Below are 14,104 nucleotides of genomic sequence, written 5' to 3' on the forward strand. Positions count from 1 at the left end.
AGCGAGCTTGCTCCGGGCGGCGTTCCGACGATGGCGGTTTATCTGGCGAAGAAGAACCCGGATCAGTTCTCCGACCGCTGCCCCACCAGGCTGTCCACCGACGGCACCCGCGTATCGCTTTCCATCTGGGTGTCGTGTTCGAGTTGATGGCTGAAACGGTCCAGTGAGCCCTTGGCCGGTTGCGCATCGCTGGCAAACACTGGCGGGCTGAGGATGTATGCACCGAGCAGGCGGCTCAGGGCGGCGAGGCTGTCGATGTGGGTGCGCTCGTAACCATGGGTCGCGTCGCAGCCGAAGGCGAGCAGGGCGGTGCGAATGTCGTGGCCGGCGGTGACCGCTGAATGTGCGTCGCTGAAGTAGTAGCGGAACAGGTCGCGGCGGGCGGGCAACTCGTTGTCGCTGGCCAGGCGCAGCAGGTGGCGCGACAGGTGATAGTCATACGGCCCGCCGGAGTCCTGCATCGCGATGCTCACCGCATGCTCGCTGGAGTGTTGGCCTGGCGCGACCGGTGCGATGTCGATGCCGACGAATTCACTGACGTCCCAAGGCAACGCCGCCGCGGCGCCGCTGCCGGTTTCCTCGGTGATGGTGAACAGCGGATGGCAGTCGATCATCAACTCTTGGCCACTGTCGACAATGGCTTTGAGCGCCGCCAGCAGTGCGGCCACCCCGGCCTTGTCGTCGAGGTGGCGGGCGCTGATGTGGCCGGTTTCGGTGAACTCCGGCAGCGGATCGAAGGCGACGAAATCGCCGACGCTGATGCCCAGCGACTCGCAGTCGGCACGGGTGGCGCAGTAGGCATCCAGGCGTAACTCGATGTGATCCCAACTGATCGGCATCTCATCCACGGCGGTATTGAATGCGTGGCCGGACGCCATCAGTGGCAAGACGCTGCCGCGAATCACGCCGTTGTCGGTAAACAGGCTGACCCGGCTGCCTTCGGCAAAGCGGCTGGACCAGCAGCCGAGCGGCGCGAGGGCCAGGCGGCCGTTGTCCTTCACCGCCCGCACTGCAGCGCCAATGGTATCCAGGTGGGCGGAAACGGCGCGGTCGGGGCTGTTCTTCTTGCCCTTGAGCGTGGCGCGAATGGTGCCGCGCCGGGTCAGCTCGAAGGGAATGCCCATTTCTTCAAGGCGCTCGGCGACGTAGCGCACGATGGTGTCGGTGAACCCGGTGGGGCTGGGAATGGCGAGCATTTCCAGCAGCACTTTTTGCAGATAGCCGAGGTCCGGTTCGGGGATTTTGCTGGTCATGGAAACTCCTGATGTATTGAGGCCATCGACGGTTTCGATGAGGGATTTTTGTTGCCTGGGCTGGCCCCTTCGCGAGCAAGCTCGCTCCTACAGGGACTCATTCGAATGTAGGAGCTGGCTTGCCAGCGAAGAGGCCAGTCAAGACAGCACATCACTAAGAGACCACCGGCTGACTATGCGGAAACAACAAATCCACAAACCGCTCCGCTGTCGGCTGCGGTTCGTGATTGGCCAGCCCGGCCCGTTCGTTGGCTTCGATAAATACATAATCAGGCTGGTCAGCGGCGGACACCATCAGGTCGAGGCCGACCATGGGAATGTCCAGCGCCCGCGCGGCCCGCACGGCGGCGTCCACCAGCGTTGGATGCAGGATCGCCGTTACATCCTCAAGAACACCGCCTGTATGAAGATTCGCCGTACGTCGTACGAACAGATGCTCACCGGCCGGCAGAATGCTGCTGTAGTCGTATCCGGCGGCACGCAAGGTGCGCTGGGTTTCCCGGTCCTGCGGGATTTTGCTTTCGCCACCCGTGGCCGCTTGTCGCCGCCGGCTCTGGGCTTCGATCAATGCACCGATGGAGTGCTGGCCGTCACCGACCACTTCGGCCGGCCGGCGAATGGCGGCGGCGACCACTTCAAAACCGATCACCACGATGCGCAGGTCCAGGCCTTCGTGGAAACTTTCCAGCAGCACGCGGCTGTCGAAGTGGCGAGCGGCTTCTATGGCTTGCTGCACCTCCTCGATGGTACGCAAATCCACCGCCACCCCTTGCCCTTGTTCACCATCCAGTGGCTTGACCACTACGCGCTGGTGTTCTTCGAGGAATGCCAGATTGTCATCGGCGTTACCCGCCAACTGCTGCGCCGGCAGGTTCAATCCGGCTGCCTTGAGCACTTTGTGGGTCAGGCTTTTGTCCTGGCACAGGGTCATGCTGACGGCGCTGGTCAGGTCGCTCAGGGATTCTCGGCAGCGTACCCGGCGCCCGCCATGGCTGAGGGTGAAGAGTCCGGCGTCGGCGTCATCGACGTGCACATCAATGCCACGACGATGCGCTTCCTCGACGATGATCCGTGCATATGGGTTGAACGCGGCTTCCGGACCGGGCCCGAGAAACAGCGGCTGATTGATGCCGTTCTTGCGCTTGATGGCGAAGGTCGACAGGTTGCGAAAACCGAGCTTGGCGTAAAGGTTTTTCGCCTGGTGGTTATCGTGCAGTACGGACAGGTCGAGGCAAGCGAGCCCGCGACTCATGAAATGCTCGATCAAATGCCGTACCAGCACTTCACCGACGCCCGGCCGCGCACAGTGCGGATCGACCGCCAGGCACCACAGGCTGCTGCCGTGTTCCGGATCGTTGAAGGCCTTGTGGTGGTTGAGCCCCATGACGCTGCCGATGACCGCGCCGCTGTCTTCGTCTTCGGCCAGCCAGTACACCGGACCGCCCAAGTGGCGCCCAGTGAGCCGGGTGGCATCGACCGGCAACATGCCGCGCGCCTGATACAACTGATTGATGGCTTGCCAGTCGGCATCGCTTTGCGCGCGGCGAATGCGGAAACCGCGAAACACCCGGGTCGCCGGGCGGTAGTCGCTGAACCACAGACGCAAGGTATCGGACGGGTCGAGGAACAGCTGCGTCGGCTCCAGCCCCAGCACTTGCTGGGGCGCGGCGACGTACAGGGCAATGTCCCGTTCGCCGGGCTGTTCGTTGAGCAACTCCTCGGCGAGGCTCGCGGCATCGGCGAAGGTGTGGCCGATCAGCAAGCGGCCCCAGCCGCAATGCACGGCAATCGGTGCCGCGCCGAGCGCACTGCCGTCTTCGGCCAGGCGTGCCTGCAGGCGTTCGTAGGAGGGCGACTGGCCGCGCAACAGGCGTTGGCTGATCGCTGTGGCATGAGGTTTCATCGGTCAGACTCCTTGTTCGCTGAGCCACAGGTTAAGAGCCGCCAGTTGCCACAGCTTCGAGCCGTGCAATGGCGTCAGTTGTCCCTGTGGGTCAGTCAGCAGACGGTCGAGCATCGCGGGATTGAACAGGCCGCGATCCTGGCTGGGATCGAGCAGCAACTCGCGCACCCACTCCAGCGTATCGCCCTGCAAATGCTTGAGGCCCGGAACCGGGAAGTAACCTTTCTTGCGGTCGATCACTTCACTGGGAATCACTTGGCGCGCGGCTTCTTTCAAGACTTGCTTGCCGCCGTCCGGCAGTTTGAAACGCCCCGGAATCCGTGCCGACAGCTCCACCAGGCGGTAGTCGAGAAATGGCGTGCGCGCTTCCAGGCCCCAGGCCATGGTCATGTTGTCGACGCGTTTGACCGGGTCGTCCACCAGCATCACTGTGCTGTCCAGACGCAAGGCCTTGTCCACCGCCGCGTCGGCACCTGGCTTGGCGAAATGGGTTTTGACGAAGTCACCGGCGGCGTCATTGGCGGTCAGCCATTTCGGTTGTACGGTGGCGGCATAGTCGTCGTAGCTGCGGTCGAAAAACGCTTCGCGGTACGCGGCATAGGGATCGTTCGCACCGTCCACTTGCGGGTACCAGTGGTAGCCGGCGAACAGTTCATCGGCACCCTGGCCGCTTTGCACCACTTTGCAATGTTTGGCCACTTCCCGGGACAACAGGTAGAAGGCAATGCAGTCATGGCTGACCATCGGTTCGCTCATGGCACGGAACGCGGCGGGCAGTTGTTCGATGATTTCCTTTTCGTCGACGCGCAGTTGATGGTGCTGCGTGTCGTAGTGCCGGGCGATCAGATCCGAATACTGGAACTCGTCACCGCGCTCGCCACCGGCATCCTGGAAGCCGATGGAGAAGGTCGACAGATTGTCCACGCCGACTTCCCGCAACAGGCCCACCAGCAGGCTGGAATCGACACCACCGGACAGCAGCACGCCGACGTCCACCGCCGCACGCTGACGAATGGCTACCGCTTCGCGGGTGCTGTCGAGCACGCGGTCGCGCCAGTCTTCGAGGGTCAGATCCGTCTCATCGGCGTGAGGGCCGTAGGGCAGGGTCCACCAGGTTTTCTGCTCGGTGCGACCATCGGCTTCGATGCGCATCCAGGTGGCCGGCGGCAGTTTTTCGATGCCCGCCAGCAAGGTGCGCGGTGCCGGGACCACGGCGTGGAAGTTCAGATAGTGATTGAGCGCCACCGGATCGAGGATCGGGTTGATGTCGCCGCCCTTGAGCAATGCCGGCAGCGCCGAGGCAAAGCGCAAGCGCTGGCCGGTGCGCGCCAGGTACAACGGTTTCACGCCGAGTCGGTCGCGGGCGATGAACAGGCGTTGGGCATCGCGCTCCCAAATGGCAAAGGCAAACATGCCGTTGAGTTTCGGCAGCAAGGCTTCACCCCAGGCGTGATAGCCCTTGAGCAGCACTTCGGTGTCGCCACCGGAGTAGAAGGCGTATCCCAGGCTTTCAAGTTCGGCGCGCAGTTCCGGAAAATTGTAGATCGCCCCGTTGAAGGCCAGGGACAAGCCCAGTTGCGGGTCGATCATCGGCTGCGCCGAGCCGTCCGACAGGTCCATGATTTTCAGGCGCCGATGGCCCAGGGCAACCGGCCCCTGGCTATGAAAACCCCAGGCGTCGGGGCCGCGAGGAGCCAGGTGATGGGTGATTCGTTCAACGGCTGCAAGGTCTGCAGGTTGATGATCAAAACGTAACTCGCCAGCTAATCCGCACATAAGTTCCTTACCGGTTTTTCCGTTGGGGAGGGTCAATCGATACCGCGCCAAAACGGCGGGTACTCAGAAAGTGACCCTCCTCGGTAAGGGGAGTTTTAGATCAATGAGTTATATGCGCGACTGGCCACGGCCGAGTCGCCCGGTGAGAGCGACTTCGGCTGCTGTTTCGACTACTTGCCCCGGATCAGGCGCCGCAAGGCAAACCGGTTGGGGTGACAGGCTTCGGCCACGCTTCTGGGCAACGGCAGGGGCTCGTTGTCCAGCCACGCCGCCAGCAGTTCCCCGGACAAGGGTGCGGTGATCAGGCCGCGCGAGCCGTGGCCGCTGTTGATATACAAACCGTCAAGCCATGGGCATTCGGCGTCCGGCACCTGCCGGGCATCCTTGCCCAGCGCGGCATATGCCTGAGCGAACGCCCGGGTGTCGGCCAATGGACCGACGATCGGCAAATAGTCAGGGCTGGTGCAGCGAAATGCAGCGCGACCCTGGAGACTTTCAGGCGTCAGTTTGTCGGCCTGTAGACGTTCGACCAGATCGTGGGAAATCTCTTCGAGCATGGCCAGGTTGCCCAGGTGCTCTGCCGTGGTCGGCGTCAGGTCATCGCTCTTGAAGTCGAAACTGGCCCCCAGGGTGTGTTCGCCAAAACGCGCAGGGGCGACATAGCCTTCGGCACACACCACGGTGCTCAGGGCCTGGCTTTGCGGGGTTTGCGCCAGTCGGGTGATTTGCCCGCGAATGCGTTTGAGCGGTAACTGGGCACTCTCGGGGAATCGCCGGATTTCGGCTGCGCCGGCGAGCACCACCACCGGTGCACTGGCGAGCAGACGCTCGCCGTTCCAGGCTTGCCACTGATCATCAACCTTGCGCAGCTCCAGCGCATCGCGATGGGTGAGCAATTGAATTTGTGGATGCGCGGCCTGCCACTGGCACAGCGCCGGTGGGTGGACCCAGCCGCCTTCGGGATAAAACAGACCCCCGTGTGCCAACCCGATACCGGCCACGGCCTGTGCCTCGGGTTGATCCAGCAGGTGCAGCAAGTCCGGCGCAAACGCCTGTGCCAATTGCACCTGGCGCTCGGCTTCCTTGGCATTGAAGGCCAGTTGCAACACGCCGCAATCGTCCCAGTCGTGGCCCCGTTGCAAGTGTTCGAGCAGCCGTCGGGTGTAACCGAACCCGCTGACGATCATTTGCGACAGCGCCGTGCCATGGGCCGATAACTTCAGGTACAGCACGCCCTGTGGGTTGCCCGAGGCTTCCTGGGCGATATCGGCGTGACGCTCCAGCAATGTCACTTGCCAGCCCCGCGCGGCGAGGCTGGCGGCGCTGGCGCAACCGGCCAGCCCGGCCCCGATCACCAGTGCCCGACGTTCGCCGGTCAGTAGAGCCGGGCGGGCAAACCAGGGCTTATCGGGCACCGGGGCGGGCACGTCCTGGGGCGAGCCGAGGAACTCGCCGCGCAGGATTTCCCATTTGTGGCCGATGCCTGGGGTGCGTTTCATCTTGAAACCGGCGGCGTTGAGCAAGCGCCGCACCCAGCCCGTACTGGTGAAGGTGCTGATGGATGCACCGGGAGCGGCCAGGCGCGCCAGTTCGGCAAACAGTTCGGCGGTCCACATGTCGGGGTTCTTCGCCGGAGCGAAACCGTCGAGGAACCAGGCGTCGATTCGGGCATCGAGTTGCGGCAGTTGTTCCAGTGCGTCGCCGATCAGCAATGTCAGGGTCACGCGACCGTTATCCAGCGTCAGGCGCTGAAAACCCTGATGGATCGCCACGTACTGCGCCAGCAATTGATCGGCAAACACCTTGAGCTCCGGCCACAGCGCCAGGGCACGTTGCAAGTCGGGCGGGCTCAACGGGTACTTTTCGACGCTGACAAAATGCAGCCGCGCTCCGGCCGTCGCGTGTTGTTCGAACACCTGCCAGGCACACAGAAAATTCAGCCCGGTGCCGAACCCCGTTTCGCCGATGACCAGGCGCCCGCCCTCGGGCAAGGCAGCAAAGCGTTCCGCCAAGCGGTTCTGCTCGATAAAGACATGGCGGGTTTCGTCCAGCCCCGACTGGTCGGAGAAATACACATCGTCGAACAGTCGCGAATACGGACGACCTTGGTCATCCCAGTCGAGTTGGGCGTGGGGCAATTCAGGTTTCATGGCAGGCTCGGCAACGGCAAGGCCGTCATTCTATCCGATCGATGGCGCGGTGCTTGATCCGTGGCAAGGCATGCACTGACCATGTCATCGAAAATCGATGACATGGTGAGGCTTTTTGTGGCGAGGGAGCTTGCTCCCGCTGGACAGCGAAGCTGTCCCAACGTTTGCAAATCTGCGTTGGGAACAGATCTGCCAGTTTGCGGCTGCTTCGCAGCCGAGCGGGAGCAAGCTCCCTCGCCACAGGTTTCGTATCTGCTCCATGAATGGATTTCTTTCCCGCAGAATAGGTCCGTCCGCTAGTCTTGGTCACATCTGGAAGGGAGCCGCTCATGTTTGAATCTGCTGAAATCGGTCACGCCATCGACAAAGACACCTATGACGCCGAAGTCCCGGCCCTGCGCGAAGCGTTGCTCGAAGCGCAATTCGAATTGAAGCAGCAACGCCGCTTTCCGGTGATCATTTTGATCAATGGCATCGAAGGTGCGGGCAAGGGCGAGACGATCAAGGTGCTCAACGAGTGGATGGACCCGCGCCTGATCGAGGTGCGCACCTTCGATCAGCAAACCGACGAAGAGCTGGCGCGGCCACCGGCCTGGCGGTACTGGCGGATGCTGCCGGCCAAGGGGCGCATGGGGATTTTCTTCGGCAACTGGTACAGCCAGATGCTGCAGGGGCGGGTCCATGGCGAGTTCAAGGATCCGCGCCTGGACCAGGCGATCAACGGCGCCGAGCGCCTGGAAAAGATGCTCTGCGATGAAGGTGCGCTGATCTTCAAGTTCTGGTTTCACCTCTCCAAGAAGCAAATGAAGGCGCGACTCAAGGCGCTGGCCGACGACCCGCTGCACAGCTGGCGCATCAGCCCGCTGGACTGGCAGCAGTCGCAAACCTACGACAGGTTCGTGAAGTATGGTGAGCGGGTGCTGCGCCGCACCAGCCGCGACTATGCACCCTGGCATGTGATCGCCGGGGCGGATGCGCATTATCGCAGTCTGGCCGTGGGGCGGATTCTGCTGGCGGGCCTGCACGGCGCATTGCAGCGGCCGACGATCCATCCGGAAAAGGTCAGCGCCGCGCCAGTGTTCCCCAGCGTCGATCAAGTGAACCTGCTCGACAGCCTGGACCTGACCCTGAACCTGGACAAAGAAGATTACGAAGAACAGCTGATCACCGAGCAGGCGCGGTTTTCCGGGTTGATGCGTGACAAACGCATGCGCCGCCATGCACTGGTGGCGGTGTTCGAGGGCAACGACGCGGCGGGCAAGGGCGGGGCGATCCGTCGGGTGGCGGCAGCGCTCGATCCGCGCCAGTACAGCATCGTGCCGATTGCCGCGCCCACCGAAGAAGAACGGGCGCAACCGTATCTGTGGCGCTTCTGGCGGCACCTTCCGGCGCGGGGCAAGTTCACGGTGTTCGACCGTTCCTGGTATGGCCGGGTGTTGGTGGAGCGCGTTGAAGGTTTTTGCAGCCCGGCGGACTGGCTGCGTGCCTACGGTGAAATCAACGATTTCGAAGAACAGCTCACCGACGCCGGGGTGATCGTGGTCAAGTTCTGGCTGTCCATCGATAAACAAACGCAACTGGAGCGCTTCGAGGAGCGCGAAAAGACTCCCTTCAAACGCTTCAAGATCACTGAAGACGACTGGCGCAACCGTGAAAAGTGGGATGACTATCGCGCGGCAGTTGGCGACATGGTCGACCGTACCAGCACCGAGATTGCGCCATGGACCCTGGTGGAAGCCAACGACAAGCGCTGGGCACGGGTCAAAGTCTTGCGCACCATCAATCGCGCACTGGAGGAGGCTTTCGAAAAATCCGACCGGCATGAGAGCAAGAAGCGTAAGGACAAGGATTGAGGCGATGGTTACGCATACGCGAGGTGAATGATTGTCGCGGTCGGTGAAGCGCTGGACATATGCTCGGCCCACTTTCAACCGATAACAACAATGAGGTATGCCATGCGTGAAGTGGTGATCGTCGACAGCGTGCGGACCGGCCTGGCCAAATCCTTTCGCGGCAAATTCAACATGACCCGCCCGGACGACATGGCGGCACACTGTGTCGATGCACTGTTGGCACGCTCCGGTATCGATCCGACGAGCGTCGAGGACTGCATCGTTGGCGCCGGCTCCAACGAAGGCGCCCAGGGGTTCAATATCGGGCGCAATGTCGCGGTGCTGTCGCGCCTGGGCATCGGCACGGCCGGCATGACCCTCAACCGCTTCTGCTCCTCGGGCTTGCAGGCGATCGCCATTGCCGCCAACCAGATCGCTTCGGGTTACAGCGACATCATCGTCGCCGGCGGTGTCGAGTCCATCAGCCTGACCATGAAGAGCGTCAATACCGACAACCTGATCAACCCGCTGCTCAAGGAGCAGGTGCCGGGCATTTACTTTCCGATGGGCCAGACGGCTGAAATCGTCGCGCGTCGCTACGGCGTCAGTCGTGAAGAGCAGGACCTGTATGCGCTGCAAAGCCAGCAGCGTACCGCGCAGGCGCAGGCCGCCGGGTTGTTCGCTGATGAGATCGTGCCGATGGCGGTGAAGTATCGCGTCGAAGACAAAAACACCGGTCAGGTGCAGATCCTCGACGGCATCGTCGACCGCGATGACTGCAACCGCCCGGACACCACCCTGGACAGTCTGTCCAGGTTGAAACCGGTGTTCGCCGAAGATGGCTCGGTCACGGCCGGCAACTCGTCGCAACTGTCTGACGGCGCGTCAATGACCCTGGTGATGAGCCTGGAAAAAGCGCTGGAACTGGGGCTCAAGCCGAAAGCGTTCTTTCGCGGTTTTACCGTGGCCGGTTGCGCACCGGACGAGATGGGCATCGGCCCGGTGTTTTCGGTACCGAAACTGCTCAAGGCCAAAGGCTTGCGGATTGGCGACATCGACCTGTGGGAACTCAACGAAGCCTTCGCCTCGCAGTGCCTGTACAGCCGCAACCGCCTGGAAATCGACAACGCCCGGTACAACGTCAACGGCGGCTCGATTTCCATCGGTCACCCGTTCGGCATGACCGGCTCGCGCCAGGTCGGGCATCTGGTTCGTGAATTGCAGCGACGCAACCTGCGTTACGGCGTCGTCACTATGTGCGTGGGGGGCGGGATGGGGGCAACCGGGTTGTTTGAAGCGGTGCGGTAAGACTCGATTTTTCTCGTTGTCAGTCAGATAGCCATCGCGAGCAAGCTCGCTCCCACAGTGTTCAGCTGCGATCACAAATGTCGTGTACGCCACCAAACCTGTGGGAGCGAGCTTGCTCGCGATGGGCGCGCCACGGTTGTAAAAAATCCCCCTCAAAGATTACGACCTGCACAGTTTCATTCGCGGCCAGACCCAAACTGTGCCTGTGTACGCCACCGTTGCGAGCCTAGAATGACGGCTCCTGTCAGTTGGCGTTGGGGTTCACATGCACATTTCATCGGGTCGCTGGGGTTACGGTCTGTTCCTGGCCTTGTTGACCGCGTTGTTGTGGGGAATCCTGCCGATCAAGCTCAAGCAAGTGCTGCTGGTGATGGACCCGGTGACGGTGACCTGGTTTCGCCTGTTGGTGTCTGGCGGCTGCCTGTTCGTTTACCTGACGGCCACCGGGCGTCTGCCCAGCCGCAAAGTGCTAGGTCCTCGTGGTGGCTGGCTGGTACTGATGGCGGTGCTCGGCCTGGTCGGTAACTATGTGCTGTATCTGATGGGCCTGAACCTGCTCAGCGCCGGTACGGCGCAACTGGTGGTGCAGATGGGGCCGATCATGCTGCTGATCGCCAGTCTGTTTGTGTTCAAGGAGCGGTTCAGCCTGGGGCAGGGGATCGGGCTGTTGGTATTGCTGATCGGTTTTGCGCTGTTTTTCAACCAGCGCTTGAGTGAACTGCTCACGTCGCTGACCGACTACACCGCCGGCGTGCTGCTGGTGCTGTTGGCGTCCACGGTCTGGACCTTCTATGCCCTGGGGCAGAAGCAATTGCTGACCGTGTGGAATTCGCTGCAGGTGATGATGGTGATCTACCTGTTTTGCGCGCTGCTGTTGACGCCGTGGGTGCATCCGCTCGAAGCGTTGCAATTGAGCCCGTTGCAGGGTTGGTTGCTGCTGGCGTGCTGCCTCAACACCCTGATTGCCTATGGCGCGTTTGCCGAGGCCCTGGCCCATTGGGAAGCCTCCCGGGTCAGCGCAACGCTGGCCATCACGCCGCTGGTGACCTTTGTGGCGGTTGCCATGGCGGCGTGGTTGTGGCCCGACTATGTGCATGCCGAGACGATCAATGGTCTGGGATATGGCGGCGCAGTGCTGGTGGTGCTGGGGTCGGCGCTGGTGGCGTTGGGGCCTTCGTTGATTGCCGGGTTGAAGGCGCGGAAGGTGCGGATGGTAGCCAGTTAGACCGCGTCATCGTTCATCGCGGGCAAGCCACGCTCCCACAGGTTTTGCGTCGTCCACAAAATTGATGAACGACTCGAAATCTGTGGGAGCGTGGCTTGCCCGCGATGACGGCCTGTCAGGCGCTACAGATTCAGCCCTTGGCCCCGGCCTCCAGCATATTCTCCGGCTTTACCCATGCATCGAACTCTTCATCGGTCAGATACCCCAGCTGCAACGCCGCCTCGCGCAAGGTCAGCCCTTCGCTGTAGGCCTTCTTGGCGATCTGCGCCGATTTGTCATAGCCAATGTGCGGGTTGAGCGCCGTCACCAGCATCAGGCCTCGTTCCAGGTGTTCAGCCATCTTTTGCGCATCCGGCTCCAGGCCGGCCACGCAATGCTGCTGGAAGTTGCTGCAGCCGTCGCCCAGCAAGCGGATCGATTGCAGCAGGTTATGGATGATCACCGGTTTGAACACGTTCAGCTGCAAGTGGCCCTGACTGGCCGCAAAGCCGATGGTGACGTCGTTGCCCAGCACCTGGCAGGCCAGCATCGACAAGGCTTCGCACTGGGTCGGGTTGACCTTGCCCGGCATGATCGAGCTACCCGGTTCATTGGCCGGCAGCCTGACTTCGGCGAAGCCGGCGCGGGGACCGGAACCCAACAGGCGCAAATCGTTGGCGATTTTCATCAGGGTCACGGCGAGGGTTTTCAGCGCGCCGGATAGCGTGGTCAGCGGCTCATGGCCGGCCAGTGCGGCGAACTTGTTGGGTGCGGTGATAAACGGCAAGCCGCAGAGGGCGGCCAATTCTGCGGCGATGGCCTCACCGAAGCCGTGGGGTGAGTTGAGCCCGGTGCCGACGGCCGTTCCGCCCTGGGCCAGCTCGCAGACTGCGGGCAGGGCGCTGCGGATCGCCTGTTCGGCGTAATCGAGTTGCGCGATGAACGCCGAGATTTCCTGACCGAAGCTGATCGGAGTCGCATCCATCATGTGGGTACGACCGGTCTTGACCAGTTTCATGTGGCGGGCGGCCAGCTCGGCCAGTCCGCCGGACAGTTCGCTGATCGCCGGCAGCAAGTGCTGCCGCACCGCCTGTGCGGCTGCGATGTGCATGGCGGTGGGGAAGCAGTCGTTGGAACTCTGGGAGCGATTGACGTGATCGTTGGGGTGCACCGGGGACTTGCCGCCACGGGGGTTGCCGGCCAGTTCGTTGGCGCGACCGGCGATCACTTCGTTGACGTTCATGTTGCTCTGGGTGCCGCTGCCGGTTTGCCAGACCACCAATGGAAACTGGTCGTCGTGGTCGCCGGCGAGCACTTCGTCGGCCGCCTGCTCGATCAGGCGGGCGATATCGGCGGGTACGTCGCCGTTGCGATCGTTGACCCGTGCCGCGGCTTTCTTGATCAGCGCCAGGGCATGCAACACCGCCAGCGGCATGCGTTCGTTGCCGATGGCGAAGTTGATCAGCGAGCGTTGCGTCTGAGCGCCCCAGTAGGCCTCATCCGGGACTTCAACCTCACCGAGGCTGTCGGTTTCGATACGACTCATCTTGCTCACTCCTGTAGGTCCGATTGCGCAGTTTAGGCCGAGATCGATGGCCGGGGTTCCATCTGTCTCGATTTCAGCCATTGAAGCCCTCTAAATCAGGCGCGACAAGGCTTGGGGTTGAGCGACAGACTTTTTTAGGCGCAGAATGGATGCCCTTGGGGTCTGACCTCGCCAGCTAGAAAAGGAAACTCGATGACTCGTCTTCGTGCCATCTGTACCGCCGTTGCTTTGGTCTGCGCCAGCGGCCAGGTTCTTGCCGACACCGCCAGCCATAACGCCAGTGCCGAGGCTTTCCTGACCATGGCGCACGCTGACAAACTGGGCACCCCGGTGTACATGCAAGTACAGCAGATGTTTGCCCAGCGTTTCGAACAGACCAAAGCCCCTGAGTCGAAAAAGGCCGTGCTGGAAACCTACCAGGCCAAGGCCAACGCCGCTCTGGACCAGGCCATTGGCTGGAACAAGCTGAAACCGGACATGATCAAGCTCTACACCACCAACTTCAGCGAATCCGAGCTCAAGGACCTGGTTGCGTTCTACCAGTCGCCACTGGGCAAGAAAGTCCTGGAAAAAATGCCCCAGCTGACCCAGCAATCGGCCCAGATGACCCAGGCCAAGCTGGAAAGCGCGGTGCCGGTGGTCAACAAGCTGCTGGCTGACATGACTGCCGAGCTGACGCCGAAAGACGCGGCTGCGCCAGCCAAGAAAAAGCCTTGAGCCGGAGTTCGGTATGACCATGCAACAACGCATCGAATCGACGCTGGCCCTGCTTCAGCCCGAGCATCTGCAAGTGCTGGATGAGAGCCACATGCACAGCCGTGGGTTACAGACTCACTTCAAGGCCGTGGTGGTCAGCGCACAGTTCGAAGGCCTGAACCGGGTCAAGCGTCACCAAAAGGTCTACGGCACGCTCGGCGAGCTGATGGGCGAGTTTCATGCGTTGGCGCTGCATACCTACACGCCAGAGGAATGGGCCCGGATCGACGCAGCCCCGGCCTCGCCGACCTGTGCCGGCGGCAGCAAACACTAACGCTGCAAATATTTGTTAGAATGCCCAACGCGCTGCTAACCCGGCGCGTTTTTTTTCGCATCCGGTTCACCCCTTACGAGGGTAGCCACCTGGAGATTTACC

Annotated in this window: 10 protein-coding genes; 5 read left to right on the forward strand and 5 right to left on the reverse strand. The window is 62.0% G+C overall.

Annotated features, from left to right (window positions below; translation table 11 throughout):
- Positions 1-62: 62 nt before the first annotated feature.
- From KGA81_RS09235 to mnmC, 4 genes are all read right to left on the reverse strand, one after another.
- Positions 63-1,253 (reverse strand): osmoprotectant NAGGN system M42 family peptidase, encoded by a 1,191-nt coding sequence (locus KGA81_RS09235; RefSeq protein ID WP_218427562.1) that lies wholly within the window; start codon positions 1,251-1,253, stop codon positions 63-65.
- A gap of 154 nt (positions 1,254-1,407) precedes the next feature.
- Positions 1,408-3,156, reverse strand: a complete 1,749-nt coding sequence (gene ngg / locus KGA81_RS09240; protein WP_223545566.1) for an N-acetylglutaminylglutamine synthetase — start codon at positions 3,154-3,156, stop codon at positions 1,408-1,410.
- Positions 3,157-3,159: 3 nt separating this feature from the next.
- Positions 3,160-4,932 (reverse strand): N-acetylglutaminylglutamine amidotransferase, encoded by a 1,773-nt coding sequence (locus KGA81_RS09245; protein ID WP_223545567.1) that lies wholly within the window; start codon positions 4,930-4,932, stop codon positions 3,160-3,162.
- Positions 4,933-5,102: 170 nt separating this feature from the next.
- Complete coding sequence (gene mnmC, locus KGA81_RS09250) at positions 5,103-7,082, reverse strand: bifunctional tRNA (5-methylaminomethyl-2-thiouridine)(34)-methyltransferase MnmD/FAD-dependent 5-carboxymethylaminomethyl-2-thiouridine(34) oxidoreductase MnmC (protein WP_223545568.1); 1,980 nt, start codon at positions 7,080-7,082, stop codon at positions 5,103-5,105.
- A 329-nt stretch (positions 7,083-7,411) separates the two neighbouring features.
- Here mnmC and pap point away from each other — a divergent pair, with 329 nt between their 5' ends.
- From pap to KGA81_RS09265, 3 genes are all read left to right on the forward strand, one after another.
- Positions 7,412-8,935, forward strand: coding sequence for a polyphosphate:AMP phosphotransferase (gene pap, locus KGA81_RS09255; protein WP_223545569.1), 1,524 nt, complete (start codon positions 7,412-7,414; stop codon positions 8,933-8,935).
- A 102-nt stretch (positions 8,936-9,037) separates the two neighbouring features.
- Positions 9,038-10,222 carry a thiolase family protein gene (locus tag KGA81_RS09260; protein ID WP_223545570.1) on the forward strand — a complete coding sequence of 395 codons (1,185 nt, stop codon included), beginning with the start codon at positions 9,038-9,040 and terminating at the stop codon, positions 10,220-10,222.
- A 265-nt stretch (positions 10,223-10,487) separates the two neighbouring features.
- Entirely contained in the window at positions 10,488-11,447 is a 960-nt protein-coding gene (locus tag KGA81_RS09265; protein WP_223545571.1) for a DMT family transporter, read from the forward strand.
- A 130-nt stretch (positions 11,448-11,577) separates the two neighbouring features.
- On the opposite strand, the gene KGA81_RS09270 is transcribed toward KGA81_RS09265, so the two are convergent.
- Complete coding sequence (locus KGA81_RS09270) at positions 11,578-12,972, reverse strand: class II fumarate hydratase (RefSeq protein ID WP_223545572.1); 1,395 nt, start codon at positions 12,970-12,972, stop codon at positions 11,578-11,580.
- A 192-nt stretch (positions 12,973-13,164) separates the two neighbouring features.
- On the opposite strand from KGA81_RS09270, the gene KGA81_RS09275 reads away from it, so the two are divergent.
- Positions 13,165-13,689 carry a DUF2059 domain-containing protein gene (locus KGA81_RS09275; protein ID WP_150672654.1) on the forward strand — a complete coding sequence of 175 codons (525 nt, stop codon included), beginning with the start codon at positions 13,165-13,167 and terminating at the stop codon, positions 13,687-13,689.
- A gap of 13 nt (positions 13,690-13,702) precedes the next feature.
- Positions 13,703-14,002 (forward strand): BolA family protein, encoded by a 300-nt coding sequence (locus tag KGA81_RS09280; protein ID WP_008048982.1) that lies wholly within the window; start codon positions 13,703-13,705, stop codon positions 14,000-14,002.
- The last annotated feature ends 102 nt before the right edge of the window (positions 14,003-14,104 follow it).

This window comes from Pseudomonas sp. A-B-19 (assembly GCF_019947515.1).
Classification (GTDB): domain Bacteria; phylum Pseudomonadota; class Gammaproteobacteria; order Pseudomonadales; family Pseudomonadaceae; genus Aquipseudomonas.

Excerpts from the sequence above, each read along its gene's own strand:
- KGA81_RS09235 (WP_218427562.1), bottom strand. The coding sequence starts at position 1,253 with ATGACCAGCAAAATCCCCGAACCGGACCTCGGCTATCTGCAAAAAGTG.
- KGA81_RS09280 (WP_008048982.1), top strand. The coding sequence starts at position 13,703 with ATGACCATGCAACAACGCATCGAATCGACGCTGGCCCTGCTTCAGCCC.
- KGA81_RS09245 (WP_223545567.1), bottom strand. The coding sequence starts at position 4,932 with ATGTGCGGATTAGCTGGCGAGTTACGTTTTGATCATCAACCTGCAGAC.
- mnmC (WP_223545568.1), bottom strand. The coding sequence starts at position 7,082 with ATGAAACCTGAATTGCCCCACGCCCAACTCGACTGGGATGACCAAGGT.
- KGA81_RS09270 (WP_223545572.1), bottom strand. The coding sequence starts at position 12,972 with ATGAGTCGTATCGAAACCGACAGCCTCGGTGAGGTTGAAGTCCCGGAT.
- KGA81_RS09260 (WP_223545570.1), top strand. The coding sequence starts at position 9,038 with ATGCGTGAAGTGGTGATCGTCGACAGCGTGCGGACCGGCCTGGCCAAA.
- ngg (WP_223545566.1), bottom strand. The coding sequence starts at position 3,156 with ATGAAACCTCATGCCACAGCGATCAGCCAACGCCTGTTGCGCGGCCAG.
- KGA81_RS09265 (WP_223545571.1), top strand. The coding sequence starts at position 10,488 with ATGCACATTTCATCGGGTCGCTGGGGTTACGGTCTGTTCCTGGCCTTG.
- pap (WP_223545569.1), top strand. The coding sequence starts at position 7,412 with ATGTTTGAATCTGCTGAAATCGGTCACGCCATCGACAAAGACACCTAT.
- KGA81_RS09275 (WP_150672654.1), top strand. The coding sequence starts at position 13,165 with ATGACTCGTCTTCGTGCCATCTGTACCGCCGTTGCTTTGGTCTGCGCC.